The 24,414-nt window shown below is 75.5% G+C and carries 24 protein-coding genes; 18 read left to right on the forward strand and 6 right to left on the reverse strand.

Annotation, left to right across the window (positions count from 1 at the left end; genetic code table 11):
• The first annotated feature begins 234 nt into the window (after positions 1-234).
• Both ACI79L_RS06270 and ACI79L_RS06275 read left to right on the forward strand, forming a co-directional pair.
• Positions 235-585 carry a hypothetical protein gene (locus ACI79L_RS06270; protein ID WP_456935941.1) on the forward strand — a complete coding sequence of 117 codons (351 nt, stop codon included), beginning with the start codon at positions 235-237 and terminating at the stop codon, positions 583-585.
• Entirely contained in the window at positions 582-1,607 is a 1,026-nt protein-coding gene (locus ACI79L_RS06275; RefSeq protein ID WP_456935942.1) for an NAD(P)-dependent alcohol dehydrogenase, read from the forward strand. Before ACI79L_RS06270 ends, ACI79L_RS06275 begins: the two co-directional genes overlap by 4 nt.
• A 54-nt stretch (positions 1,608-1,661) precedes the next feature.
• Here ACI79L_RS06275 and ACI79L_RS06280 read toward each other — a convergent pair whose 3' ends face one another.
• Positions 1,662-2,030, reverse strand: a complete 369-nt coding sequence (locus ACI79L_RS06280) for a nuclear transport factor 2 family protein (protein WP_456935943.1) — start codon at positions 2,028-2,030, stop codon at positions 1,662-1,664.
• A gap of 89 nt (positions 2,031-2,119) precedes the next feature.
• On the opposite strand from ACI79L_RS06280, the gene ACI79L_RS06285 reads away from it, so the two are divergent.
• The 7 genes from ACI79L_RS06285 to ACI79L_RS06315 all read left to right on the forward strand — a co-directional run bounded on the left by ACI79L_RS06285 (position 2,120) and on the right by ACI79L_RS06315 (position 9,323).
• The gene (locus ACI79L_RS06285) at positions 2,120-4,444 is read left to right on the forward strand and encodes a transketolase-like TK C-terminal-containing protein (RefSeq protein ID WP_456935944.1); all 2,325 of its coding nucleotides are present in this window, start codon (positions 2,120-2,122) and stop codon (positions 4,442-4,444) included.
• 2 nt (positions 4,445-4,446) lie between these two features.
• On the forward strand, positions 4,447-5,451 hold the full coding sequence (locus ACI79L_RS06290; RefSeq protein ID WP_456935945.1) for a zinc-dependent alcohol dehydrogenase: 1,005 nt from the start codon (positions 4,447-4,449) through the stop codon (positions 5,449-5,451).
• A 53-nt stretch (positions 5,452-5,504) separates the two neighbouring features.
• Entirely contained in the window at positions 5,505-6,827 is a 1,323-nt protein-coding gene (locus tag ACI79L_RS06295; protein ID WP_456935946.1) for an ATP-dependent 6-phosphofructokinase, read from the forward strand.
• 105 nt (positions 6,828-6,932) lie between these two features.
• Positions 6,933-7,454 (forward strand): hypothetical protein, encoded by a 522-nt coding sequence (locus ACI79L_RS06300; RefSeq protein ID WP_456935947.1) that lies wholly within the window; start codon positions 6,933-6,935, stop codon positions 7,452-7,454.
• Positions 7,455-7,540: 86 nt separating this feature from the next.
• Complete coding sequence (locus ACI79L_RS06305) at positions 7,541-8,218, forward strand: hypothetical protein (RefSeq protein ID WP_456935948.1); 678 nt, start codon at positions 7,541-7,543, stop codon at positions 8,216-8,218.
• Positions 8,219-8,297: 79 nt separating this feature from the next.
• The gene (locus tag ACI79L_RS06310) at positions 8,298-8,507 is read left to right on the forward strand and encodes a dodecin (RefSeq protein ID WP_456935949.1); all 210 of its coding nucleotides are present in this window, start codon (positions 8,298-8,300) and stop codon (positions 8,505-8,507) included.
• A 93-nt stretch (positions 8,508-8,600) separates the two neighbouring features.
• Positions 8,601-9,323, forward strand: a complete 723-nt coding sequence (locus ACI79L_RS06315; RefSeq protein WP_456935950.1) for an HAD family hydrolase — start codon at positions 8,601-8,603, stop codon at positions 9,321-9,323.
• A 4-nt stretch (positions 9,324-9,327) separates the two neighbouring features.
• Here ACI79L_RS06315 and ACI79L_RS06320 read toward each other — a convergent pair whose 3' ends face one another.
• Together ACI79L_RS06320 and ACI79L_RS06325 are read right to left on the reverse strand one after the other, a co-directional pair.
• On the reverse strand, positions 9,328-10,506 hold the full coding sequence (locus ACI79L_RS06320; RefSeq protein WP_456935951.1) for an amidohydrolase family protein: 1,179 nt from the start codon (positions 10,504-10,506) through the stop codon (positions 9,328-9,330).
• A 310-nt stretch (positions 10,507-10,816) separates the two neighbouring features.
• Positions 10,817-11,764 carry a RecB family exonuclease gene (locus ACI79L_RS06325; RefSeq protein WP_456935952.1) on the reverse strand — a complete coding sequence of 316 codons (948 nt, stop codon included), beginning with the start codon at positions 11,762-11,764 and terminating at the stop codon, positions 10,817-10,819.
• 86 nt (positions 11,765-11,850) lie between these two features.
• Here ACI79L_RS06325 and ACI79L_RS06330 point away from each other — a divergent pair, with 86 nt between their 5' ends.
• Positions 11,851-12,792: a tRNA (adenine-N1)-methyltransferase gene (locus ACI79L_RS06330; RefSeq protein WP_456935953.1), complete on the forward strand. Its 942-nt coding sequence runs from the start codon at positions 11,851-11,853 to the stop codon at positions 12,790-12,792.
• Between the two features lie 100 nt (positions 12,793-12,892).
• Entirely contained in the window at positions 12,893-14,674 is a 1,782-nt protein-coding gene (arc, locus tag ACI79L_RS06335) for a proteasome ATPase (protein WP_456935954.1), read from the forward strand.
• 57 nt (positions 14,675-14,731) lie between these two features.
• Here the strand turns inward: arc and ACI79L_RS06340 are convergent, their stop codons facing one another.
• Positions 14,732-15,589, reverse strand: a complete 858-nt coding sequence (locus ACI79L_RS06340) for a hypothetical protein (protein WP_456935955.1) — start codon at positions 15,587-15,589, stop codon at positions 14,732-14,734.
• Between the two features lie 43 nt (positions 15,590-15,632).
• On the opposite strand from ACI79L_RS06340, the gene dop reads away from it, so the two are divergent.
• The 4 genes from dop (at position 15,633) to ACI79L_RS06360 (ending at position 19,056) form a co-directional block, all read left to right on the forward strand.
• Positions 15,633-17,138: a depupylase/deamidase Dop gene (dop, locus tag ACI79L_RS06345; protein WP_456935956.1), complete on the forward strand. Its 1,506-nt coding sequence runs from the start codon at positions 15,633-15,635 to the stop codon at positions 17,136-17,138.
• Entirely contained in the window at positions 17,138-18,121 is a 984-nt protein-coding gene (locus ACI79L_RS06350; protein WP_456935957.1) for an acyl-CoA dehydrogenase family protein, read from the forward strand. The genes dop and ACI79L_RS06350 overlap by 1 nt, the downstream gene beginning before the upstream one ends.
• Positions 18,122-18,193: 72 nt before the next feature.
• Positions 18,194-18,403 (forward strand): ubiquitin-like protein Pup, encoded by a 210-nt coding sequence (locus ACI79L_RS06355; protein WP_456935958.1) that lies wholly within the window; start codon positions 18,194-18,196, stop codon positions 18,401-18,403.
• Between the two features lie 251 nt (positions 18,404-18,654).
• On the forward strand, positions 18,655-19,056 hold the full coding sequence (locus tag ACI79L_RS06360) for an endonuclease VII domain-containing protein (RefSeq protein ID WP_456935959.1): 402 nt from the start codon (positions 18,655-18,657) through the stop codon (positions 19,054-19,056).
• A gap of 223 nt (positions 19,057-19,279) precedes the next feature.
• Here the strand turns inward: ACI79L_RS06360 and ACI79L_RS06365 are convergent, their stop codons facing one another.
• A complete protein-coding gene (locus tag ACI79L_RS06365) occupies positions 19,280-19,912 on the reverse strand; it encodes a PRC-barrel domain-containing protein (RefSeq protein WP_456935960.1) in 633 nt (210 codons plus the stop codon).
• A gap of 193 nt (positions 19,913-20,105) precedes the next feature.
• On the opposite strand from ACI79L_RS06365, the gene prcB reads away from it, so the two are divergent.
• From prcB to pafA, 3 genes are all read left to right on the forward strand, one after another.
• Positions 20,106-20,948 carry a proteasome subunit beta gene (gene prcB, locus ACI79L_RS06370; RefSeq protein WP_456935961.1) on the forward strand — a complete coding sequence of 281 codons (843 nt, stop codon included), beginning with the start codon at positions 20,106-20,108 and terminating at the stop codon, positions 20,946-20,948.
• A gap of 5 nt (positions 20,949-20,953) precedes the next feature.
• Positions 20,954-21,856: a proteasome subunit alpha gene (prcA, locus tag ACI79L_RS06375; RefSeq protein ID WP_456935962.1), complete on the forward strand. Its 903-nt coding sequence runs from the start codon at positions 20,954-20,956 to the stop codon at positions 21,854-21,856.
• Between the two features lie 64 nt (positions 21,857-21,920).
• Positions 21,921-23,279 carry a Pup--protein ligase gene (gene pafA / locus ACI79L_RS06380; protein ID WP_387989687.1) on the forward strand — a complete coding sequence of 453 codons (1,359 nt, stop codon included), beginning with the start codon at positions 21,921-21,923 and terminating at the stop codon, positions 23,277-23,279.
• A gap of 53 nt (positions 23,280-23,332) precedes the next feature.
• Here pafA and ACI79L_RS06385 read toward each other — a convergent pair whose 3' ends face one another.
• Positions 23,333-24,385, reverse strand: coding sequence for a DUF3866 family protein (locus tag ACI79L_RS06385; RefSeq protein WP_456935963.1), 1,053 nt, complete (start codon positions 24,383-24,385; stop codon positions 23,333-23,335).
• Positions 24,386-24,414 lie beyond the last annotated feature (29 nt).

Genomic DNA, 24,414 nt, shown 5'->3' on the forward strand with positions numbered 1-24,414 from the left:
ACACCCGCCCCCCCCACCCCCCCCCCCACCCCCCCCCCCCCCCCCCCCCCCCCCCCCCCCCCCCCCCCCCCGCCCCCCCCCCCCCCCCCCCCCCCCCCCCCCCCCCACGACTCCGACCTCATCAACCGGGGGCTGGCCGCCGGGCTCGGCTACCGCGGCACCTTCGGGCACGAGGCGGAGGAGTCGCTGGACGACCTGCGGGCGACGTTCACCCGCAAGGCGCACACCGCCGCCATGGAGCGGGCGCTCACCGCCCTGCTCCGCGCCGACCCGGCGGCCGACGTCCGGGCGGTCGCCCTCGGCGACCTCCCGGCCGACGCCGCGGCCGCCCTGCGCCGCCGGCGGGCGGCCCTCGGCCTGCCCGTCGACGACGCCGCCCCGGTGCTGCTGCGCGAGGACGGCACCCGCCTGGGCCCCGACGACGCGCCGACGGTGCTGCGCCGGGCCCGCTCGGTGCGGATCTCCGTCGACGGCAACGCGCACTTCTGCCGCGGCCTGCTCACCACCCGCTACCCCGGCTCCGAGGCCGACCAGACCCCCCGTCCCGACGAGCGTCCGCTCATCCCCCTGGAGGTGCTGCCATGAAGGCCGTCCGCGTCGTCGGCTACCACGAGCCGCTGCAGATGGACGACGTCCCGAAGCCCGAGGTGACCGGCCCGCACGACGTCGTCGTGCGGATCGGCGGGGCCGGGGTGTGCCGGACCGACATCCACATCCTCGAGGGGCAGTGGGCGGAGAAGTCGCAGGTCACGCTGCCGTACACGATCGGCCACGAGAACGCCGGCTGGGTCGACGCGGTGGGGGACGCGGTGACCAACGTGGCCGTCGGGGACAAGGTGATCCTGCACCCGCTGGTCACCTGCGGGCTGTGCCGCGCCTGCCGCGCCGGGGACGACGTGCACTGCGAGGACTCCCGGTTCCCCGGCATCGACACCGACGGCGGGTACGCCGAGTACCTCAAGACCTCGGCGCGCAGCTGCGTGAAGATCGACGAGTCGCTGGAGCCGGCCGACGTCGCCGCGCTCGCCGACGCCGGCCTGACCGCCTACCACGCCGCGGCGAAGGCGGCCCGCCGGCTGCGCCCCGGCGACCGGTGCGTGATCATCGGCGCCGGGGGGCTGGGGCACATCGGCATCCAGGTGATGGTCGCCCTCTCGCCGGCCGAGCTGATCGTCGTCGACCGGAACCCCGAGGCGCTGAAGCTGGCGCAGTCGGTCGGGGCCGACCACACCGTGCACGCCGACGGCGGCCAGGTGGAGCAGGTCCTGTCGCTCACCGGCGTGGCCGGCGCGGAGGTCGTCATCGACTTCGTCGGCGAGGGCGGCTCCACCGCCGAGGGGCTGGCGATGACCCGGCGGGCCGGCGACTACCTGGTGGTCGGCTACGGCGAGAACATCGACGTGCCGACCATCGACCTCATCTCCAGCGAGATCAACATCCTGGGCAACCTGGTCGGCAGCTACAACGACCTGGTCGAGCTCATGGCGCTGGCCGCGCAGCAGAAGGTCACGCTGCACACCCAGCGGTACGCGCTGGACGACTTCCAGACCGCGATCGACGACCTGTCGGCCGGACGGGTACGGGGACGCGCGATCCTCGTGCCGTGAGCGGGCGCGGCCCCCGGCCCGCCCCGGCCGGGGGCCGCGTCCCCACCCGGCGTCCTACCGCCCGGCGTCCTGCCTCTCGATGTCCATCCGCTGCACGAGGTCGCCGGTGAACCGGTAGACGTGGCGCACCGTCTCGCGGGAGAGCAGCGCGCCGCCCGGGTCGCGCACCGTCACGGCCACGGTGACCGCGACCGAGCCGTCCGGGCGCTCCTCGACGCCGGTCGGCCGCACCAGCGGGCGGATCTGCGCCCACTGCCGCTCCCAGTACTCCCGCACGCCGTCGTGGCCGTGCACCCGGCCGCCCTCCCAGCCGTTGGGCCAGTCGACGTCGGGGGCCATGGCGGCCACCACCGCGTCGAGGTCGCGGGCGGTGAAGGCCCGGTAGAGGGAGCGCAGCAGGGCGGGGCGGTCCGGGGTGGTCACGGGGAGCGACGGTGGCACACCGGCCCTCCCTCCGGGGGCAGCGCGCGAACGCGCGATGCTGGTCGTCCGCCCACCCGACAGGAGTGACCATGACGCTCGCCGCCCCGCGGCCCCCCGCCACCGGCTCGGACGACGCCGCGCTGCGCGAGATCGAGCAGCGCGTGCTGTGGCTGGCCACGGCGATCGTCGACCACGCCAACCGGGTGCGCCCCGACCCGAGCGGGCTCAAGGTGGGTGGGCACCAGGCGTCCAGCGCCTCGATGGTCACGATCATGACCGCGCTGTGGCTGGAGCAGCTGGCCGCCGACGACCGGGTGAGCGTCAAGCCGCACGCCAGCCCGGTGCTGCACGCGCTGGAGTTCCTGCTCGGGCAGCTGGACGCCTCGTGGCTGACCACGCTGCGCGCGTTCGGCGGGCTGCAGTCCTACCCGTCGCGGCTGAAGGACCCGGTCCCGGCGGACTACTCGACCGGCTCGGTCGGCATCGGCGCCACCGCGCCGGTCTGGGGCGCGCTGGCCCGCCGCTACGTCAACACCCAGTTCGGCGCCGGCGGCACCGGCCGGCAGTGGTCGCTGGTGGGCGACGCCGAGCTGGACGAGGGCGCCGTGTGGGAGGCGGTGCTCGACCCGATGGTCGCCGAGCTCGGCGAGGTGAACTGGATCGTCGACCTCAACCGGCAGTCGCTGGACCGCGTCGTCCCGACCATGGGCGCCACCCGGCTGCAGGGCATGTTCACCGCCGCCGGCTGGCAGGTGCTCACCGTCAAGTACGGCGCGCTGCTGGAGGAGCTGTTCACCCGGCCCGGCGGGCCCGCGCTGCGCGACCGCATCGACGGGATGAGCAACGCCGAGTACCAGCGGCTGCTGCGCCGCACGCCGGCGGAGGTCCGCCGCGAGCTGCCCGGGGACGGGCCCGGCGCGGCCGCGATCGCCGAGCTGGTCGCCGGGGTGCCCGACGCCGACCTGGTCGCCGCGGTGCGCAACCTCGGCGGGCACGACCTCACCGCGCTGCGGCAGGCGTTCGCGCAGATCGACGACACCCGCCCCACCGTGGTCATCGCCTACACGCTCAAGGGCTACGGGCTGGCCACCGAGGGCCACCCGCAGAACCACTCCGCGCTGCTCACCGAGGCCCAGCTGCACGAGCTGGCCGCCCGGGTCGGCGTCGACCCGGCGCAGCCGTGGGCCGCGTTCCCGGCCGGCGGCCGCCCCGCCGGGCTGCTCGCCGCCGCGGCCGCCCGGCTGGCCCGGCCGCCGGTCGACGACGCCGTCGTCCCGCCCGTGCCGGCCGACCTGGGCCGCACCCCGTCGGGCACCGCCACCACGCAGGCGGCGCTCGGCCGCACGCTGCTCGACCTCAACCGCGCCGCCCCGGAGGTGGGCCGGCGGGTGGTCACGGTCAGCCCCGACGTGTCCAGCTCGACCAACCTCGGCGGCTGGGTGAACAAGGTCGGCGTCTGGTCGCACGAGGACCGCCGCGACTGGTTCGCCGACGACGCCGAGACGATCCTGCACTGGCGGGAGAAGCCCTCGGGTCAGCACGTGGAGCTCGGCATCGCCGAGACCAACCTGGTCGGCGCCATCGGCGAGCTCGGCGCCACCTGGTCCCGGTGGGGGCAGCCGCTGCTGCCGGTCGGCGTCCTCTACGACCCGTTCGTCGAGCGGGCGCTGGAGCCGTGGTCGTTCACCATCTACGCGGGCGGGCAGTCGCTGCTGGTCGGCACGCCGTCGGGGGTGACCCTGGCGCCCGAGGGCGGGGCGCACCAGTCGGTCACCACGCCGTCGATCGGGCTGGAGCAGCCCGGCTGCCTGTCCTACGAGCCGGCGTTCGCCCTGGACACCGAGTGGTGCCTGCTCGCCGTGCTCGGCCAGATGGGCCGCCCCGGCGGCCAGTCGGCGTACGTGCGGCTGTCCACCCGGCCGGTGGACCAGGCGCTGGCCGCGGTGCCCGCCGACCCGGCCGCCCGGGAGCGGCGCCGCCGGCAGGTGGTGGCCGGGGCCTATCCGCTGCGCCGGGTGCCGCGCCCGGCGGTGACGCTGGCCGCGATGGGCGCCGTCGTCCCCGAGGCGCTGGCCGCCGCCGAGCGGCTGGACGGGCTCGGGTTCCCCGCCGACGTCGTCGTGGTGACCAGCCCCGGGCTGCTGTTCCGCGCGGTGCAGGCCCGCCGCGGGCTGGACGACGCCGCGCCGTGGGTGCTCGACGGCGCGTTCCCCGCCGACCGGGCCACGCCGCTGGTCACCGTGCTCGACGGGCACCCGCACACCCTGGCGTTCCTCGCCGGGGTCCGCGGGGTGCCGGCGGCGCACCTGGGCGTCACCCGGTTCGGCCAGAGCGGCGACCTCGACAGCGTGTACCGCCACCACGGCCTCGACGTCGACTCCCTGGTCGGCGCGGCGCTCGACCTCGTGGACTGACGGTGCGCGCGTTCGTCGTCACCGGGCCGGGCGAGGGCGGGGTCACCGAGGTCGCGGAGCCGGTCGCGGCGCCGGGGGAGGTGGTCGTCGATGTCGAGCGGGTCGGCGTGTGCGGCACCGACGTCGAGTTCTGGACCGGCGAGATGGCCTACCTGCACCAGGGCCACGCCGCCTACCCGGTGCGGCTGGGCCACGAGTGGGCCGGCACGGTCGCCGCGGTGGGGGAGGGGGTCGACCCCGGCTGGGTGGGCCGGCGGGTCACCGGCGACACCATGCTCGGCGACGGCACCTGCCGGCGCTGCCGGCGCGGGCAGCAGCACGTGTGCGCGCAGCGGCAGGAGGTCGGGATCCGCGGCGGGCGGCCCGGCGCGCTCGCCGAGCGGCTGGCGGTGCCGGCGCGCTGCCTGCACGCGCTGCCCGGCGCGGTCGACGCCGCCCTCGGCGCGCTGGTCGAGCCCGGCGGCAACGCGCTGCGCGCGGCCCGCGCCACCGCGGCCGGGCCCGGCGACCGGGTGCTGGTGGTCGGGCCGGGCACGATCGGCCTGCTGACGGCGATGTTCGTCCGCGCGGCCGGCGCGGAGGTCCACCTGCTGGGCGTCACACCGGGGTCCCTGGCCTTCGCCCGCGCCCTCGGGTTCGCCGCCGCCGGCACCGTGCCCGGCGGGCCGTTCGACGCCGTCGTCGACGCCTCCACCGACGCCGGCGCCCCTGCCCGGGCGCTGGACCTGGTCGAGCCCGCCGGCCGGGTGGTCTACGTCGGCTTGGCCGGGCGCCCCAGCGCCGTCGACACCCGGGCTCTGGTGCTCGGCGACGTCACCGCCGTCGGCGTCCTCTCCGCCTCGCCCGGGCTCGCCGACACCGTCGCCGCCTACGCCGCCGGCACCGTCGACCCGCGGCCGCTGGTGGCCGCCACCGTGGGGCTCGCGCAGGTCGGCGAGGTGCTCGCCGGGCGGCGGCCGGAGGGGTCCGGGCCCGGCCCCAAGATCCAGGTCGACATGACGTCCTGACGACCGGGGTGCCGCGCGCAGCGGCGGGACCCGTGTGTGGGAGCGTTCCGCGTGTGATCGGACACGAGGACCTCGCCGTGCGGACGCTGGGTCCGTGCCGCATCGACTCGCCGCTGGCGGAGCGGCTGGCCGCGCGGGAGACCACGCAGCACTCGGTGGAGGAGGACGACCGGATCCTCTTCGACGACACCCTGTCGATGGCCGGCACCCGGGGCGTGCCGGTCGACCGGCTGCCCAGCCTGGAGCCGGGCGGCCCGCGCAAGCGCATCTACTTCGACCCGGCCAAGACCCGGGTCGGCATCGTCACCTGCGGCGGGCTGTGCCCCGGCCTCAACGACGTCATCCGCGGGCTGGTCCTCGAGCTGTGCCGCCACTACGGCGTGCGCCGGATCGTCGGGTTCCGCAACGGCTACCGCGGCTTCATCCCGCACTACGGCGAGGACGTCGTCGACCTCACGCCCGAGGTGGTGCAGCACATCGACGACGAGGGCGGCACCATCCTCGGCACCTCCCGCGGCATGCAGGACCCCGAGGAGATCGTCGACGCCCTGGAGCGGCTGGCGATCAACGTGCTGTTCGTCATCGGCGGCGACGGCACGATCCGCGGGGCGATGGAGGTCGTGCGGGTCGTCGAGGAGCGCGGCCTGAAGATCGCCGTCGTCGGGGTGCCCAAGACCATCGACAACGACATCCCCTACATCGACCAGAGCTTCGGCTTCCAGACGGCGATGTCGGAGGCCACCAAGTCGATCCACGCCGCCAGCGTGGAGGCCCGGTCGGCGCCCGGCGGCGTCGGCCTGGTCAAGCTCATGGGCCGGCACTCCGGCTTCATCGCCTGCTACTCGACGCTGGCCAAGGACGACGCCGACTACGTGCTCATCCCCGAGGTGCCGTTCGCGCTGCACGGCGAGCACGGCTTCCTCGAGCACCTGCGCCGCCGGGTGGAGGAGCGCGGGCACGCCGTCGTCGTGGTGGCCGAGGGCGCCGGGCAGGAGCACATCGAGGAGCACGAGCCCGGCCGCGACGCGTCGGGCAACGTCCGGCTCGGCGACATCGGGCGGCTGCTGCGCCGGCTGATCACCGAGCACCTCGACGACGCGAAGGTCGAGAACAACGTCCGCTACTTCGACCCCAGCTACGCCATCCGCAGCGTGCCGGCCAACCCCTACGACAGCGCCTACTGCCTGCGGCTGGCGCACGCCGCCGTGCACGCGGCGATGGCCGGGCGCACGGAGGTGATCGTGGCGCGCCGCCGGCGGCGGTTCGTGCACCTCCCGATGTCCCTGGCGGTCAGCCGGCGCAACCACGTCGACCCGCTGGGCGACCTGTGGATGTCGGTGCTGGAGGCCACCGGGCAGCCGGTGCGCTTCGCGTAGGAGCTCACCCGCCCGGGTGGGATCCCGGCATCCGGCTCCCCGCCGCCCCCGCGTCTGCCGATGGACCCGTGTCAGGTGCAGCTCACCAGCGACACGAGGGACGGCATGGACACGACGGGACGCTCGACGACGCGACGGGGCCGCCTCGCGCGGGGACTCGCGGCCACCGCGGTCGGGGCGGTCGTCGCCCTGACCCCCGGGGTCGCCGGGGCGGCGCCGGACCGCTCGGACCCGCCGGACGTGGTGCCCCTGGTGGACTGCGTCGTCCGGCACGCCGACGGCAGCTGGACAGCGGTGTTCGGCTACGACAACCGCACCGGCGAGACGGTGGACATCCCGGTCGGCCCGGCCAACCAGGTGACGCCGGCCCCGCTGGGGGAGCCGCAGCCGACGACCTTCGAGCCCGGGGTGCGTCACGCCGTGTTCTCCGTGACCGTCGAGAACGGCGGCGGGCCGATGTGGCACCTGGGCAGCACGAACCTGGCCGCCCGGAAGGCCGACGCGGAGTGCCCGCCCTCGACGCAGATGCCGGCCGAGGGCAACGGCACCGGGCTCGCGATCGGCGTCGCCGTGGCCGGCGGGGTCGGCGCGGTGCTGCTGCGGCGGGCCCGCCGCCGCGCCGCCTGACCGGCGGCCTCGTCCGCGCCGGGTGACGAGCCCGGGACGCGACCCGCGGATGCTGGGCGGCGGGACCGAAGGGACGCGGTGGTGCGATGGACCGCACGGTCGGCCGGACCCGGTCCGGCGCGCCGGAGAGCTACACCTGGCCGCTGCTCACCGGCGTGCTGGTCATCCTGCTGCAGGTGCTGATCCCCGCCCGGTACCGGGTGGGCCCGCCGCTGCTCGTCCCGCTGGTGGAGGGGGCCGCGCTGCTGGTGCTGGTGGCCGTCGCGGCCCGGCCCGGTCCGGTGCCCCGCGGCGCCCGGTCGCTGGTGCTCGTGCTGTTCGGCACCCTCGTGGTCGCCAACGCCGCCGCGGCCGCCCGGCTGGTGGTCCTCGTGCTCGGCGACGGCGAGGTCGACCACGTCCCGCTCACCGCCGACCGGCTGCTGATCGCGGCGGGGCTGGTCCTGCTGGTCAACGTGGTCACGTTCGCCCTGCTCTACTGGCAGCTCGACGGCGGCGGGCCGGCCGGCCGGGTCGCGGAGCCGCGGCCCTACCCCGACTTCCAGTTCCCCCAGACCGGCGCGCCCGGCCTCGCGGCACCGGGGTGGCGTCCCCGCTTCGGTGACCACCTGTACGTGGCCTTCACCAACCTCGTCGCCCTCAGCCCGACCGACACGCTGCCGCTGACGCTGCGGGTGAAGGGCCTGATGGCGCTGCAGTCGACGATCTCCCTCGGCGTCCTCGTGGTGGTGCTCGCCCGGGTGGTCAACATCCTGCCCGGCTGACCGCCCCGTTCCGCGGCCGTCGCCGCCGGGCCAGGATCGACCCGCGCCCGGCGCCGCCGGGTGCGGGGAGGAGACCGCCATGGCCAACCACGTGTACCGGCTCACCGAGGTCGTCGGCAGCAGCCCGACCGGCGTCGACGACGCGATCCGCACCGCGATCGGCAAGGCGTCCCAGACCATCCGGCACGTCGAGTGGTTCGAGGTCCAGGAGGTGCGCGGCCAGGTCGTCGACGGCGACGTCGCGCACGTCCAGGTGACGCTGAAGGTGGGGTTCCGCGTCGAGGACTGACCGCCACGGTGGCCGGGTGCGGGGCGGTGGGACACTGGGGACGTCGGCCGGCGCGGGCCGTCGTGCCCCTGCTCCCTGCCCGAGAGACCTGCCGTGACCCTCCCTGCCCCTGACGCCCGGACCGACCTGCGCGCGGTGCTCTTCGACATGGACGGCACGCTGGTGGAGTCCGAGCAGCACTGGGGACACGCCCTGTTCGCCCTCGCCCGGCGCCTGGGCGGCGAGCTCAGCGCCCCCGCCCGCGAGGCCACCGTCGGCACCAGCATGGCGACGTCGATGCGGATCCTGCAGGCCGACCTCGGGATCGAGCGCACCCCCGGGGAGACGAGCGCCGACGTCGCCTGGGTGGAGGAGACCGTCGCCGGCCTGCTCGCCACCGACCTGCACTGGCGGCCCGGCGCGCGCGAGCTGCTGGCCGAGGTGCGCGCCGCCGCGCTGCCCACGGCCCTGGTGACGACGACGTCGCGCCGCCTGGCCGACGTGGTCATCGCGCACATCGGGCGCGCGTTCCCGGACGTGCCGCCGTTCGACCTCACCGTGTGCGGCGACGAGGTGCCCGCCCGCAAGCCCGACCCGGCGCCCTACCTGCAGGCCGCCGCCGCGCTCGGCGTGGACCCGGCCGACTGCGTCGTGGTCGAGGACTCCGCGGTCGGGGTGGCCGCCGGGCTGGCCGCGGGCGCCACCGTCCTCGGCGTGCCCGCGCTGCAGCCGCTGGAGCCCGCGCCGGGCCTGGTGCTGCGCGACACGCTGGCCGGCGTCGGGCTTGCCGACCTGGAGGCGCTGCTGCTCGGGCGGGACGCCGCGCCGCGCGGCTGACCCCTCAGCCGGCCGGCACGACCTCCCGGCCGCGGGAGACCACCAGCCGCACCCGCTCCAGCGCCGTCACGTCGACGGTGGGGTCGCCGTCGACCAGCAGCAGGTCGGCGTCCAGGCCGGGCGCCAGCCGCCCGGTGCGCCCGCCGAGACCGCAGGCGGCGGCCGCCGCGGAGGTCGCCGTCGCCAGCGCCTCCGGGGCCGGCACCCCGCCGCCGGCGAGCGAGGCGACCGCCCGCGGCAGCAGCCCGTGCGGCTTGCCGGGGCCGATGCCGGCGTCGACGCCGCTGACGATCCGGACGCCCGCGCGGTGCATGCGGGCGGCGTCGGCGGCGCGCGCCGGGTCGGTGATGTCCATCCGGGCGAGGAGTTCCTGGATCCGCGGCGGCGGCACCACGCCGTCGGCCAGGCCCAGCGTCGGGCAGACGGCGGTGCCCGCGCGGGCGAGCTGCGCGGCCAGCGCCGGTGGGACGCCCCAGCCGGTGGCGGTCTGGCACGAGCAGTGCTCGATGCCGTCGACGCCGGCGGCCAGCACCTGCCGGACGGCGCTCAGCGCGTGCGCGTGCGCGGTGACCGGCAGGCCCAGCCGGTGCGCCTCGTCGACGACGGCGCGCACCTCGGCGGTGCTGAACTGGCAGGCGGCCATGTCGGTGCCCGGGGTCATGACGCCCCCGCTGGCCATGAGCTTGACGACGTCCGCGCCCCGCTCGGCGCGCTCGCGGACCGCGGCCCGCAGCGCCTCGACGCCCCGGACGACGCCGCCCATGCCCGCGCAGTGGCCGGCGGGGGAGGTGAGCGGCGGGCCGGAGGCGACCACGGTGGGGCCGTCGGCCGGCGCCCGCTCGACGACCGCCCAGCCGACGTCGCCGAGGTCGCGCACCGCGGTCACCCCGGCGGCCAGGTGCTGCTGCAGGGCGGCGGCCACGATCGCGTCCACCTGTGCCGGCTCCAGTTCCGGGAGCTGGTCCAGGGCGCGGGGGCCGTTGTCGCCGCACAGGTGGACGTGCGTGTCGACCAGCCCGGGCAGCAGCGTCGTCCCGGGCAGCGCGGTGACGGGGACGCCGTCGGGCGGGGCGGTCCCGGCGGGCTCGACGGCGACGATCCGGCCGTCGTCGACCAGCACCAGGGCCCCGCCGCGCCGCACCCGCTCGCCGTCGAAGGCCCGGTCGGCCCGGTAGCCGCGCATACCGGTCCTCCCAGGGATGGCGGGGGAGCCGACGCTAGGACCGGCCGCGCCGCCGGGTCGACGGGGACCGGCGCGTCTCGCTCGTCCCCCCTCCGTGACACCGACCGTTATCCCCAACTACCGCGCCGACGTGGTCGGCCGGGGGCGAGCAAGAGGGGGAGCACCTGCCGGGGGACCGGCCGGCGCCGCGGACCGGTGATCACGGGGCCGCGGTGGGGACACGCCGGACGGCGACGGCGCGTCGCCACTGCGGCTCCATGATCGTTCCGGGCGTGCGTCCGCCGGGACGGGGGAGCGGGCGCCGGGGGCGTCAGTCGCGGTCGACGATCGGCAGCGTCGCCCACCCGGCGCGGGCGGCGGCCTCGGCGGGGAACGGAGGGGGAGTGCCGCCGAAGGAGGGGCACAGCGCCTGGTGGTCGCACCAGTCGCACAGCCGCGTGCGGTTGGGCCGGAAGTCACCGGTGGCCACCGCCCGCTCGATCGCCGCCCAGATCGCCAGCAGCGTCCGCTCGAAGCGGACCAGCTCGGCCTCCTCGGGGGCGTAGGTCAGCGCGTCGCCGTCGCCGAGGTAGATGAGCTTGAGCTGGGAGGCCACCACGCCGCGGGTGCGCCACAGCACCAGCGCGTAGAACTTCATCTGGAACAGGGCCTTGGACTCGAACGCCTCGCGCGGCATCGAGCCGGTCTTGTAGTCGACCACCCGCAGCGCGCCGTTGCGGGCGACGTCGAGCCGGTCGACGTACCCGCGCAGCAGCAGCCCGTCGGGCAGGGTCACCTCGACCAGCTGCTCGCGGCCCTCCGGCTGGATGCGGGTGGGGTCCTCGAGCCGGAAATAGGTCTCCACCAGCTTCCCGGCCGAGTCCAGCCAGCTCTCCAGCGACGGCGGCTGCTGCCCCTCCTCGCCGGCGGTGAACAGCGCCTCGACCTCGGGGTCGGCGCGCAGCTCGTCCCACGCCGGCGCCACCAGCCCGCGGGCCGCCTCGACGGTCCGCTCGGCCGGCGGCAGGTCGTACAGCCGCTCCAGGACCGCGTGCACCAGCGTGCCGCGCACCGCCGCGGCGCTCTTCTTCTCCGGCAGCCGGTCGATGGTGCGGAACCGGTAGAGCAGCGGGCAGGTCTTGAAGTCCGCCGCCCGGCTGGGCGACAGCGAGGGCCGGCGCGGGGCCCTGCCCCCGTCGGGAGCCTGCTCGCCGCCGTCGGACGCCGTGTCGGGGATGACCGTGCCGCTGCGCGCCGGGTCCTGCGCCACTGCCGTCATGCACCCGACGCTACGTCGCCCCGCCGACAGTTCCGAGTGCCCGCGCCGGACGGACCCGTCCCGCCGCTCGCCTAGGCTGGCCGCCCGTGGAACCGCAGCCCGAGCCCAGCCAGAACGCGCCGAGCGCCGCCCCCGCCGGCGAACCGGTCCCCGCGGACGTGGACACGGAGGCGGACGCGGTGCAGCCGGCCGCCGTCGCCGCCCGCGTGCCGGGCGCCTTCGCCGTCGGCGACCGCGTGCAGCTCACCGACCCCAAGGGCCGGCTGCACACCGTCGTCCTCGAGCCCGGCAAGCAGTTCCACACCCACCGCGGCGCCATCGCCCACGACGACCTCATCGGCGCGCCGGAGGGCTCGGTCGTGCACTCCACGGCCAACACCGGCTACCTGGCGTTCCGGCCCCTGCTGGCCGACTTCGTGCTGTCCATGCCGCGCGGCGCGCAGGTCATCTACCCCAAGGACGCCGCGCAGATCGTCGGCAGCGGCGACATCGGGCCCGGCATGCGGGTCCTCGAGGCCGGCGCCGGCTCCGGCGCGCTCACCTGCTCGCTGCTGCGCGCCGTCGGGGCGTCGGGCCGGGTCACCAGCTACGAGCGGCGCGAGGACTTCGCCGACGTCGCCCGCGGCAACGTGGCCGCCTTCTTCGGCGGGGTGCCGGACACCTGGGACCTGCGCCTGGGCGACCTCGCCGACCACCCCGCGGACGAGGTCGTCGACCGGGTGGTCCTGGACATGCTCGAGCCGTGGGCGGTGCTGCCCACCGTGGCCGCGGCGCTGCGGCCCGGCGGCGTCCTCGTCGGCTACGTCGCGACGGTCACCCAGCTGTCCACCTACGTCGAGGCCCTGCGCGCGCAGGGCGTGTGGACCGAGCCCTACGCCTGGGAGTCGCTGGTCCGCCCGTGGCACGCCGTCGGCCTCGCCGTCCGCCCCGAGCACCGCATGGTCGCGCACACCGCGTTCCTCGTCACGGCCCGCCGGCTGGCCGAGGGCGTCGTCGCGCCGGTCCGCCAGCGGCGTCCCCAGAAGTAGCCCTGCAGGGGGGAGCCGGCCTCCGGCGAGCGTCGGGCACGGTGTCGGCAGGCGTGTATAGATTTGCCTCCTGGCTCCCCCCGATGTGCGGAGGTGCGCGATGGGCCCCGGTCCTGTCAGCGGTCCCGACGAGTTCCGAGCGCGGCGCGAACGTGACGTCTCCGCCCTGCTCTCCCAGATCTCCTACCTCGAGGAGGAGATCGCTCTCCTGCGCCGCAAGGTGGCCGACAGCCCCCGGCAGGTGCGGGCGCTCGAGGAGCGGATCGCCGAGGCGGAGGGCCGCGCGGCTTTCCTGTCCGAGCGCAACGACAAGCTCGCCGGCACCCTGCGCGACGCCCGCGAGCAGCTGCTCACGCTCAAGGAGGAGATCGACCGGCTCGGCCAGCCGCCGTCGGGCTACGGGGTCTACCTCGGGCAGCACGAGGACGGCACGGTCGACGTCTTCACCGGCGGCCGCAAGCTGCGCGTCTCGGTGTCCCCGGCCGTCGAGGCCGAGGAGCTGCGCCCCGGCCAGGAGGTCATGCTCAACGAGGCGATGAACGTCGTCGAGGCGCTCGGCTTCGAGAAGCAGGGCGACGTCGTCATGCTCAAGGAGCTGCTGGAGCCGATCGACGGCGTCACGCCGCGGGCCCTGGTCATCGGCCACACCGACGAGGAGCGGGTGGTCTACCTGGCCGACTCGCTCACCGACCAGCCGCTGCGGGTCGGCGACTCGCTGCTGCTGGAGTCGCGGTCGGGCTACGTGTACGAGCGGATCCCCAAGAGCGAGGTCGAGGAGCTCGTCCTCGAGGAGGTCCCCGACATCGACTACTCCGACATCGGCGGCCTGGCCCGGCAGATCGAGCAGATCCGCGACGCCGTCGAGTTGCCGTTCCTGCACGCGGACCTGTTCCGCGAGTACCAGCTGCGCCCGCCGAAGGGCATCCTGCTCTACGGCCCGCCCGGCTGCGGCAAGACGCTCATCGCCAAGGCGGTGGCGAACTCGCTGGCCAAGAAGGTCTCCGCGGTGAAGGGGGAGGGGCAGGCCAGGTCCTACTTCCTCAACATCAAGGGCCCGGAGCTGCTCAACAAGTACGTGGGCGAGACCGAGCGGCACATCCGGCTGGTGTTCCAGCGGGCCCGGGAGAAGGCCAGCGAGGGCACCCCGGTCATCGTGTTCTTCGACGAGATGGACTCGATCTTCCGCACCCGCGGGTCGGGCGTGTCCTCCGACGTCGAGTCGACGATCGTCCCGCAGCTGCTCAGCGAGATCGACGGCGTCGAGGGCCTGGAGAACGTCATCGTCATCGGCGCCTCCAACCGCGAGGACATGATCGACCCGGCGATCCTGCGGCCCGGCCGGCTGGACGTGAAGATCAAGATCGAGCGGCCCGACGCCGAGGCCGCGCGCGACATCTTCAGCAAGTACCTGACCCCGACGCTGCCCATCCACGCCGACGACCTCGCCGAGAACGGCGGCAGCACCGAGGCCACCATCCAGGCGATGATCCAGCGCACCGTCGAGCGGATGTACACCGAGAGCGAGGAGAACCGCTTCCTCGAGGTCACCTACGCCAACGGTGACAAGGAGGTCCTCTACTTCAAGGACTTCAACTCCGGCGCCATGCTGCAGAACATCGTCGACCGGGCCAAGAAGATGGCCATCAAGGAGAACCTGGAGACGGGGACGGCGGGCCTGCGGGTCGGCCACCTGATGCAGGCCTGCGTCGACGAGTTCAAGGAGAACGAGGACCTGCCCAACACCACCAACCCCGACGACTGGGCGCGGATCTCGGGCAAGAAGGGCGAGCGGATCGTCTACATCCGCACGCTCATCAGCGGCAAGGGCAACGACTCCGGCCGCGCGATCGACACCGCCACCAACACCGGCCAGTACCTCTAGGCCGGCCCGGCCCCCGCCGGCCCGGCTCCCGCCCCGGGTGCCGGGCCACCGGCGCGGTCAGCCCAGCCGGCCGGCCAGCGCGCGCAGGTGCGCCCCGCCGGCGGTCTCGTAGGCGGCGCCCGGCACCGTGCGCACCGGATAGGGCCGGTCCAGCGGCGGCCGCGGGCCGACGTCGACGTGGACGACGTCGTGGCCCAGGCCGTGCAGGTGGTCGGCCATCGCGTAGTCGGTGGCCGAGTCCCCGACGGTGTGCCAGGCCCGGGGGAGCGGTCCGTCGGCCCCCAGCAGCTCGAGCGCGCGGCGGGCCCCCAGCGCCTTGCCCGAGTGCACCGACTCGACGTCGGTCGCGATCACCGACGGGTCGATCCGCCACGGCGTCCGGCCGTCGGCGTCGGGGTGGGCGCGGTCGCCGAGCCGCACGCCGAGCCCCGCGGTCACCAGGCCGGCGAGCAGGTCGGCGTCGAAGGCCCGCTGCCGCTCGGCGTAGACGGCGGCCGGGACGTCGGTGCGCGCCTCCACCGTGGCCATCGTCCGCTTGGTGTCGTCGACGAACATCGCGTCGCCGTAGCCGTCGCCCACCAGGTCGGCGAGCAGGGCCCGGCACACGGCGGGGACGGCGAGGGCGGGGTCGACGTGCACCTCGCCCGCCCCGTCCGGGCCGGCCGACGTCCAGACGCCGCCCTTCTCGCAGACCGCGTGCAGCCGGGCCCCGCCGGGCAGGCCGGCCGCGGCCAGCGGCGCCAGGACGCGCTCGCCGACGAACGCCGCCGACCGGCCGGTGTTGAGCACCACGGGGACGCCCGCGGCCAGCAGGGCGCGCAGGTCCGCCAGCAGCGCCGGGGCGACCGTGCGGGTCGCGGGGCTCGCGACCGGGCCGTCGACGTCGAGCAGCAGGCCGAGGGGTGGCGGGGTCACCCGGTCATCCTCGCGGCCGGCGACCGCGGCCTAGGCTCGGGGCATGAGCGTGCGGCGGGTCATGGGCACCGAGGTCGAGTACGGCATCTCGGTGCCCGGGCAGCCCACCGCCAACCCGACCACCCTGTCCAGCCAGGTGGTCAACGCCTGGGCGGTCGCCGACGCCCCGACCCGCCGCCGCCCGCGCTGGGACTTCGAGGAGGAGTCGCCGCTGCGCGACGCCCGCGGCTTCGACCTGTCCCCGGCGCAGGCGCTGGACCACACCGACCTCGACGAGGACTCGGGGATGGCCAACGTCATCCTCACCAACGGCGCCCGGCTCTACGTCGACCACGCGCACCCGGAGTACTCCACGCCGGAGGTCACCAACCCGCGCGACGTCGTCCTCTGGGACAAGGCGGGGGAGCGGGTCATGGCCGAGGCGGCCCGGCGGGCCGCCCGCATCCCCGGCACCCAGCCGATCCAGCTGTACAAGAACAACACCGACGGCAAGGGCGCCAGCTACGGCGCGCACGAGAACTACCTGATGGACCGGCGGACGCCGTTCATCGACATCATCCGCGGGCTGATCCCGTTCTTCGTGACCCGGCAGGTGTTCGCCGGCGCCGGCCGGGTCGGCATCGGCACCGAGGGCCGCACCCAGGGCTTCCAGATCTCCTCCCGGGCGGACTTCTTCGAGGTCGAGGTGGGCCTGGAGACGACGCTCAAGCGGCCGATCATCAACACCCGCGACGAGCCGCACGCCAACCCCGACGAGTACCGCCGGCTGCACGTGATCATCGGCGACGCCAACCTCGCCGAGCTGTCGACCTACCTCAAGGTCGGGACGACGTCGCTGGTGCTGGCGATGATCGAGGCGCGGGCGCTGCGCGAGGACCTCTCGCTGGAGGAGCCGGTCGCCACGCTGCAGGCGGTCAGCCACGACCCGTCGCTGGCCACCCAGGTGCGGCTGCGCGACGGGCGGCGGATGGCCGCGCTGGACCTGCAGCGCGTCTACCTCGACCACGCCGAGCGCTTCGTCGACCGGAACGGGGAGGCCGACGAGCAGACCACCGACGTGCTGCGCCGCTGGGCGGAGGTCCTCGACGACCTCGCCACCGACCCGATGCGCCTGGCCGACCGGCTGGACTGGCCGGCCAAGCTCCGGCTGCTGGAGGGCTACCGGTCCCGCGACGGGCTGTCCTGGGGCGACTCGCGGCTGCAGCTGGTGGACCTGCAGTACTCCGACGTCCGCCCGGAGAAGGGGCTCTACCACCGGCTGGTGGCCCGCGGCTCGATGCAGCGGCTGCTCGCCGACGACGAGGTGACCCGGGCGATGGTCACCCCGCCGGCCGACACCCGCGCCTTCTTCCGCGGCGAGTGCCTGCGGCGGTTCCCCGCCCAGGTGGCCGCGGCGTCGTGGGACTCGGTGGTGTTCGACCTCGGCCGGGAGAACCTGGTGCGCATCCCGACGATGGAGCCGCTGCGCGGCACCCGCGACCACGTGGGTCTGCTGTTCGAGTCCACGGCGAGCGCCCAGGAGCTGGTCGACACCATCACCGGCGCCTAGTGGCCTCCCCGGTCGAGGTCGCGCGGGCGCTGGCCGGGGACCTGCTCGCGCCCGCGGCCGCCGCCGTCGACGCCACCGGCGTCCTGCCGCGCGGCCACCTCGACGCGCTCGCCACGGCCGGGCTGTACGGCCTGGTCGGGCCCGCGGACGCCGGCGGCCTGGACGGCGACGGCGCGACGCTGGCGGCCGTGGTCGAGGAGCTCGCGGCCGGCGACCTCGCGACCGCGTTCGTCTGGCTGCAGCACCACGGCGTCGTCGGCCGGCTGGCCGCCTCCGGGGCGCACCCGGAGCTGCTGGCCGACCTGTGCGCCGGGCGCCGGCGGGCCGGGATCGCGCTGCAGGCCGCGACCCGCCCGGACGCGGCGCCGGTGACGCTGCGCCGGGACGGCGGCGACCTCGTGCTCGACGGCGCGGTGCCGTGGGTGACCGGCTGGGGGCTGGTCGACGTGCTGCTGGTGGCCGCCCGCGACGGCGACGACGTCGCGTTCGTGCTCGCCGACGCGGTGGAGGGGCCGACGCTCGCGGCGGTGCCGCAGTCGCTGGTGGCGGTGCAGGCCAGCGCCACGGTGGAGCTGCACCTGCGCGGCCACCGGGTGCCCGCCACCCGGCTGCTGGGCGCGACCCCGCTGGCCCAGGTCCGCGCGGGCGACGCGGCCGGGCTGCGGCTCAACGGCTCGCTGGCGCTGGGGCTGGTCCTCCGGTGCGCCCGGCTGCTCGGCCCCTCACCCCTGGACGACGACCTGGCCGACGCGCGCGCCCGGCTCGACGCGGCCGGGCCGGGGGCGCTGCCCGAGGCGCGGGCCGCCGCCGCGGCCCTGGCGCACCGGGCGGCGGCGGCCCTGGTGGTGGCGACGGGCAGCGGCGCCGCGCGCGCCGGCTCGGTCGCCGAGCGGACGGCGCGCGAGGCGGTGTTCCTGCTCGTGTTCGGCTCGCGCCCGGCGATCCGCGCGTCGCTGCTGGCGCGGCTGGGCGCGGCCCGCTGAGGCCGCCGGGTGTCGGTACCTGCGGGTAGTTTCGGCGGCAGCACGCACTCGGCGCGCACCAGGGGAGGGCACATGGCCACCAGGGACACCGGCGGGCAGCAGCGGACCACGCGCACGCGCGAGGAGGCCGACGAGGTCGAGGCCTCGGTCGACACCGAGGTCGCCGAGCGGCACAAGGAGATGTCCGAGGACGTCGACGCCATTCTGGACGAGATCGACGACGTGCTCGAGGAGAACGCAGAGGAATTTGTGCGCAGTTATGTGCAAAAGGGGGGCCAGTAGACCATTCTCCCGACAGCACTTCTCGTGCAGTAAACAATACCAAGTATTGTCGGGATCGTGGTGAGGAGCGGCCGGTCGGGGAGTTCTCCTCCGACCGGTCGCGCTCGGACGGCCCGAGCTCCTACTGCCGCGTGCACGCTCGCCGTCGCCTCCTCCGCGCCACGGACGCGCGCCGGGGGCCGCCGAAGAGCAGGCACAGACGCGAGATCGCCGTGCCGGACGGCCACACGTGGTGTCCTGAGTGCGGCTCGGTGAAGCCGATCGACGACTTCGTGCGCAGCCGGAGTCAGCCCTCGGGGCGCCACCCTTACTGCAAGCCCTGCCACAACGCCCGCGGCAAGGCGTCGAAGGAGAAGGTCGGCGGGTCACGGACCCATCACCTCAAGAGGCGCTACGGCATCACGGCCGCCGAGGCCGACGTCATGCTCGTTCAGCAGGACGGCCTGTGCGCGATCTGCCGTCGGGCAGCGGCCCAGCACGTGGACCACGACCACGTCACCGGTGCGGTGCGGGCGCTGCTGTGTTTCAGCTGCAACGGTGGTCTCGGACAGTTCAAGGTCGACCCGGAGGTGCTGCGCGCGGCCGCCCGCTACGTCCTCCACCACCGCGCACTGCAGGCCGCTCCGTCGGTGACACCGCAGGCCGGGGAGTGAGCGGTCGGGTCCCCGTCGTCGACCAGCAGCCCGACCGCGGCGAACAGCAGCACCGCGGCTGCCTCCGCGGCGCCGGCGAGCGGGACCGCCACCCCGCCCGGCCGGCTCGCCGGCGCCCGGCCCGCCGCCGGCTCCGCGACGAGCACGAGCAGCGCCCCCGCCCCGGCCAGCGCCCGGCCGCGACGCCGGTCCGGCACCCGCGGTACCACCGGCGCCGGGGGTGTCAGGCGAGCAGGACGCCGGCGGCCACGGCGGCGGCCGAGCCGACGAGGGTCAGCCCGCCGATGGTGCGCTCGCCCCCGTCCCGGCGCACGGGCCCGGGCGCGGGGACCTCGGGCGGCGTGGGGAGGTCCCAGGCGTCGCACACCGCCGGCGGCAGCAGCGCGTCCCGCCGGTGCCGGTCGACGAGCAGCCGGCGCGCCTCCGGCAGGCCGTCCAGCCGCGACCAGGGCACCACCAGGTGCCGGCCGCCGTCGGTGAGCCCGACGCTGACGATCCGGTCCACGTCCACGTCCCGGCCGGCGGACACCGCCGTCAGCCGGGCGAGGTCGACCCCCTGCTCGCCGAGCAGGGTCCGCCCGACCAGCACCGTCCCCTCCAGCCGCAGCCGGCCGGCCTGGTCCTGCCGGACCCGCGACCAGAGGGACCGGGCGGCCAGGAGCCCGGCCAGGACCGCCCCGGCCGCCGTCCACCCGGCCTCGCCCTCGAGCGCCGCGCGGGCCGAGGCCGCGCACAGCCCGCACAGCAGGGCGACCAGCACCCCGGTCACGGCCAGGGCGGCGCGGCGGCGCGCCGCCGGCACCGGGGGCACGTGCGGTGCTCTCCCCGCCTCCTGCAGGTGCGGTCCTTCGGTCACGCCAGCTCCCCTCCGGTCGATCGAGGCCGGCGCACCGTAGACCCCGCGGTCGCGGCGGACCAGGCCCGCCCGCGTCCCGGGTGGCCTGGCAGTCGCGCCGGTAGGGTCGGCGACGAGCCGCCGCGGCACGTCCGCGGCACGTCGACGGCACGTTGAGGAGCACCCCGGGAGGGGCGCGGGAAGGGGAGACGGGTTGACCCAGTCGCACACCGGCCGGAGCGGCTTCCCGCCCGCCTACCTGGACCGGGTGGGCTCCTCGTTCACCGACTTCCTCGCCCAGGCCGCGCCCGACCTGCTGCCCGGGCGGCGCCCCGTGCCGTCGGTGCACGCCGGCGACCTCACCCCGCACGGCACCACGATCGTCTCCGTCACCTACGACGGCGGCGTGCTCATGGGCGGCGACCGCCGGGCCACCATGGGCAACCTGATCTCCAGCCGCGACATCGAGAAGGTGTACCCGGCCGACTCCTGGTCGGTGATCGGCATCGCCGGCGCCGCGGGCATCGCGATCGAGATGGTCCGGCTCTACCAGGTGGAGCTCGAGCACTACGAGAAGATCGAGGGGCTGACCCTCAGCCTCGACGGCAAGGCCAACCGGCTGGCCCAGATGATCCGCGGCAACCTCGGCGCCGCGCTGCAGGGCCTGGCCGTCGTCCCGCTGTTCGCCGGCTTCGACCTCGACGCCGCGCCCGGCACCAGCCCGGGCCGGATCTTCAGCTACGACGTCACCGGCGGGAACTACGAGGAGCGCGGCTACGCCGCCGTCGGCTCCGGCTCGCTGTTCGCCCGGAACTCGCTGAAGAAGACCTGGCGGCCGGGGATGAGCGACGACGACGCCACCCGCAGCCTGGTCGAGGCGCTCTACGACGCCGCCGACGACGACTCGGCCACCGGCGGCCCCGACCCGGTGCGCCGGCTGTACCCGATCGTGTACCGCGTCGACGCCGAGGGCGCGGTCCGCCTGACCGACGACGAGGTCTCCTCCGTCGCGAAGACCATCGTCGACGAGCGGGCCGCCGCCGAGGGGCAGGGCTGAGTGCCATGACCATGCCGTACTACGCCTCGCCCGAGCAGCTCATGCGCGACCGCTCGGAGTACGCCCGCAAGGGCATCTCCCGCGGCCGCAGCGTCGCCGTCCTCACCTACGCCGACGGCGTGCTGTTCATCGCCGAGAACCCCAGCTCCACGCTGCACAAGGTGGGCGAGATCTACGACCGGATCGGCTTCGCCGCGGTCGGCCGGTACAGCGAGTTCGAGAGCCTGCGGGTGGCCGGGGTGCGCCTGGCCGACGTCCGCGGCTACTCCTACAACCGCCGCGACGTCACCGGCCGGGTCATCGCCAACGCCTACGCGCAGACCCTCGGGGCGATCTTCACCGAGCAGATGAAGCCCTACGAGGTGGAGCTCTGCGTCGCCGAGGTCGGCGAGACCGCCGAGCAGGACCAGCTGTACCGGCTGACCTTCGACGGGTCGGTCGTCGACGAGCCGGACTTCGTGGTCATGGGCGGGCAGGCCGAGGCCGTCACCGCCCGGCTGCGGGAGGACTTCCGCCCCGGCCTGGCGCTGCGGGACGCGCTGATGGTCGGCGTCCGGGCGCTGTCGGCGTCCAGCCCGGCGATGTCGGGCAACGGCGCGGGCGGCCTGCTGCCGGCCGGGCAGCTCGAGGTCGCCGTCCTGGACCGCCGCCGGCCCAAGCGGGCCTTCCGCCGGGTGGTCGGCGCGGCGCTGGGCACCCTGCTCGGCGACCGCAGCGCCGGCGAGGCCGCCCCCGAGGGCACCACGCACGCGCACGTCCCGAGCGCGGCGATGCCGGGCACCCCGGCCGGTCTCGGTGACCCCTCGGCGCCGGACACCGCGGGCGGCACGGGCGGGTCGGGTGAGGGCAGCGGCCCCCAGCCGGGCCCGGCCGACGGGGTCGGCGGCGGCACCGACGGGGGCAGCTGAGCGGCGTCGTCGAAGGGACGCCCGGGAACCGGCCGGAGTCGCATCCGGCGCCTAGGCTCGGTCCGTGGACCGACGGATCTTCGGGATCGAGACCGAGTACGGCGTCACGTGCACCTTCCGGGGGCAGCGGCGGCTGTCCCCGGACGAGGTGGCCCGCTACCTGTTCCGGCGGGTCGTGTCGTGGGGGCGCAGCTCCAACGTGTTCCTGCGCAACGGCTCGCGGCTGTACCTCGACGTCGGCAGCCACCCCGAGTACGCCACCGCCGAGTGCGACGACCTGACCGAGCTCGTCGTCCACGACAAGGCCGGCGAGCGGATCCTCGAGGGCCTGCTGGTCGACGCGGAGCAGCGGCTGGCCGAGGAGGGCGTCACCGGTGACATCTACCTGTTCAAGAACAACACCGACTCGGCGGGCAACAGCTACGGCTGCCACGAGAACTACTGCGTCGGCCGGCACGGGGAGTTCTCCCGGCTGGCCGACGTGCTCATCCCGTTCCTGGTCAGCCGGCAGCTGATCGTCGGCGCGGGCAAGGTGCTGCAGACCCCGCGCGGGGCGATCTACTGCGTCAGCCAGCGCGCCGAGCACATCTGGGAGGGCGTGTCCTCGGCGACCACCCGCTCGCGGCCGATCATCAACACCCGCGACGAGCCGCACGCCGACGCCGAGCGGTACCGGCGGCTGCACGTGATCGTCGGCGACTCGAACATGAACGAGACGACGACGCTGCTCAAGGTCACCATCACCGACCTGGTGCTGCGGATGATCGAGGCCGGCGTGCCGATCCGGGACATGGCGCTGGAGAACCCGATCCGCGCGATCCGGGAGATCAGCCACGACGTCACCGGCCGCCGCAAGGTGCGCCTGGCCAACGGCCGGGAGATGAGCGCGCTGGAGATCCAGGGCGAGTACCACTCCCGCGCCGCGGAGTTCGTCGACCGGGAGGGCTTCGGCCCGGTGCACCGGCAGATGCTGGAGCTGTGGGGGCGGGTGCTCAAGGCCGTCGACACCGAGGACCTCTCGCTCATCGACCGGGAGATCGACTGGGCCACCAAGCTGTCGCTGATCGAGCGGTACCGCGGCAAGCGGGGCCTGTCGCTGTCCTCGCCGCGGGTGGCGCAGATGGACCTGGCCTACCACGACATCTCCCGCCGGCGCGGGCTGTACTACCTGCTCGAGCGCAACGGCCAGGTGGAGCGGGTGGCGCACGAGCCGCGGGTGTTCGAGGCCAAGAACGTGCCGCCGCAGACCACCCGGGCCAAGCTGCGCGGGGAGTTCATCCGCAAGGCCCAGGAGAAGCGGCGGGACTTCACCGTCGACTGGGTGCACCTCAAGCTCAACGACCAGGCCCAGCGCACCGTGCTGTGCAAGGACCCGTTCAAGAGCGTCGACGAGCGCGTGGAGAAGCTCATCGCGTCCATGTAGTCCGCGCATCTCCGCGGATGCGCACCGTGCACATCCGCGGAGATGCGCGCGGGTCAGTCGGGCAGGGGCACCCGGACGGCGGCGTAGCGGCCGGCGGCCGCGGCGGCGAGGAAGTAGGCGCGCTCCTCGGGCCAGCCGCGGCCCATCGTCGACAGCGTCACCGGCGACAGCTGCAGCGCCTCGTCCAGCCCCTCGACGTCGACCCACACCACCCGGTTGCGCTCGGGCTGCCCGGCCAGGTCCTCCTCCACCTGCCGGCCGAGCTCCGAGCCCAGCCCGCGCGGGGCCACCAGCGTCACCCCCGCCAGGGCCACCCGCCCGAACGCGGTCAGCGAGTGGTGGGAGACGCCGCGGTGGCGGGGGCGCGGGTCGGCGTCGGAGATCCGCAGCGCGCCGATCGGCTCGCCGCCGAGCACGCTGACGGCGTTGCACGCCTCCCCGGCCGCGACCCCGGAGAAGCCCCACGGGGTGCCGGTGCCCAGGTTGCCCGGCCCCTGGGTGACCACGGCGACGTCCGCGCCGAGCACGTGCCGCGCGGCGAGCAGCCCGGTGTGCAGGGTGACCGCCTCCAGGTCGCCGCCGAAGGCCTGCCCGACGGTGACCACCCCGGCCAGCGACGGCGCCAGGGTGTGCAGCGTCCGGGAGAACCCGGCCACCAGCGCGCCGCCGTCGGTCATCACGTAGGCGACCTTCAGGTCGGGGTCGGTGGCGAACAGGCCGATGAGCACGGCCGGCAGCGCCGAGTGCAGGTCGGCGACGACGACCGGCATCCCGCCCAGGTCCTCGGCCGCGGCGATGGTGTCGTGGTGCTCGGTGCCCTGCTCGTCCACGCCCTGCACGCTCACCTGCAGCGGGGTGTAGCGGGCCTTGACCAGGTGACCGGGGCCGGTGGGGTCCGGCGGCAGCCGGTCGGGCACGGCGACGACGAGCGCGTACCCGCCGGTGCCCAGCCGCTGCGCCCACGCGGTGGTGTTGAGCAGCACCTCGTCGCCGACCTCGGGCACCCCCACCAGCGACGGGTGCGCCAGCGAGCGCACCGCGCCGTCGCCGGGCACCTCCACGGTGAGTTCCAGCGCGTCGCGCCAGCTCCTCCCCGTCGCGGTCACCGTGCCGCGTCGCCACCGGATCCGTTGCT

This window comes from Geodermatophilus sp. SYSU D00684, assembly GCF_054050455.1.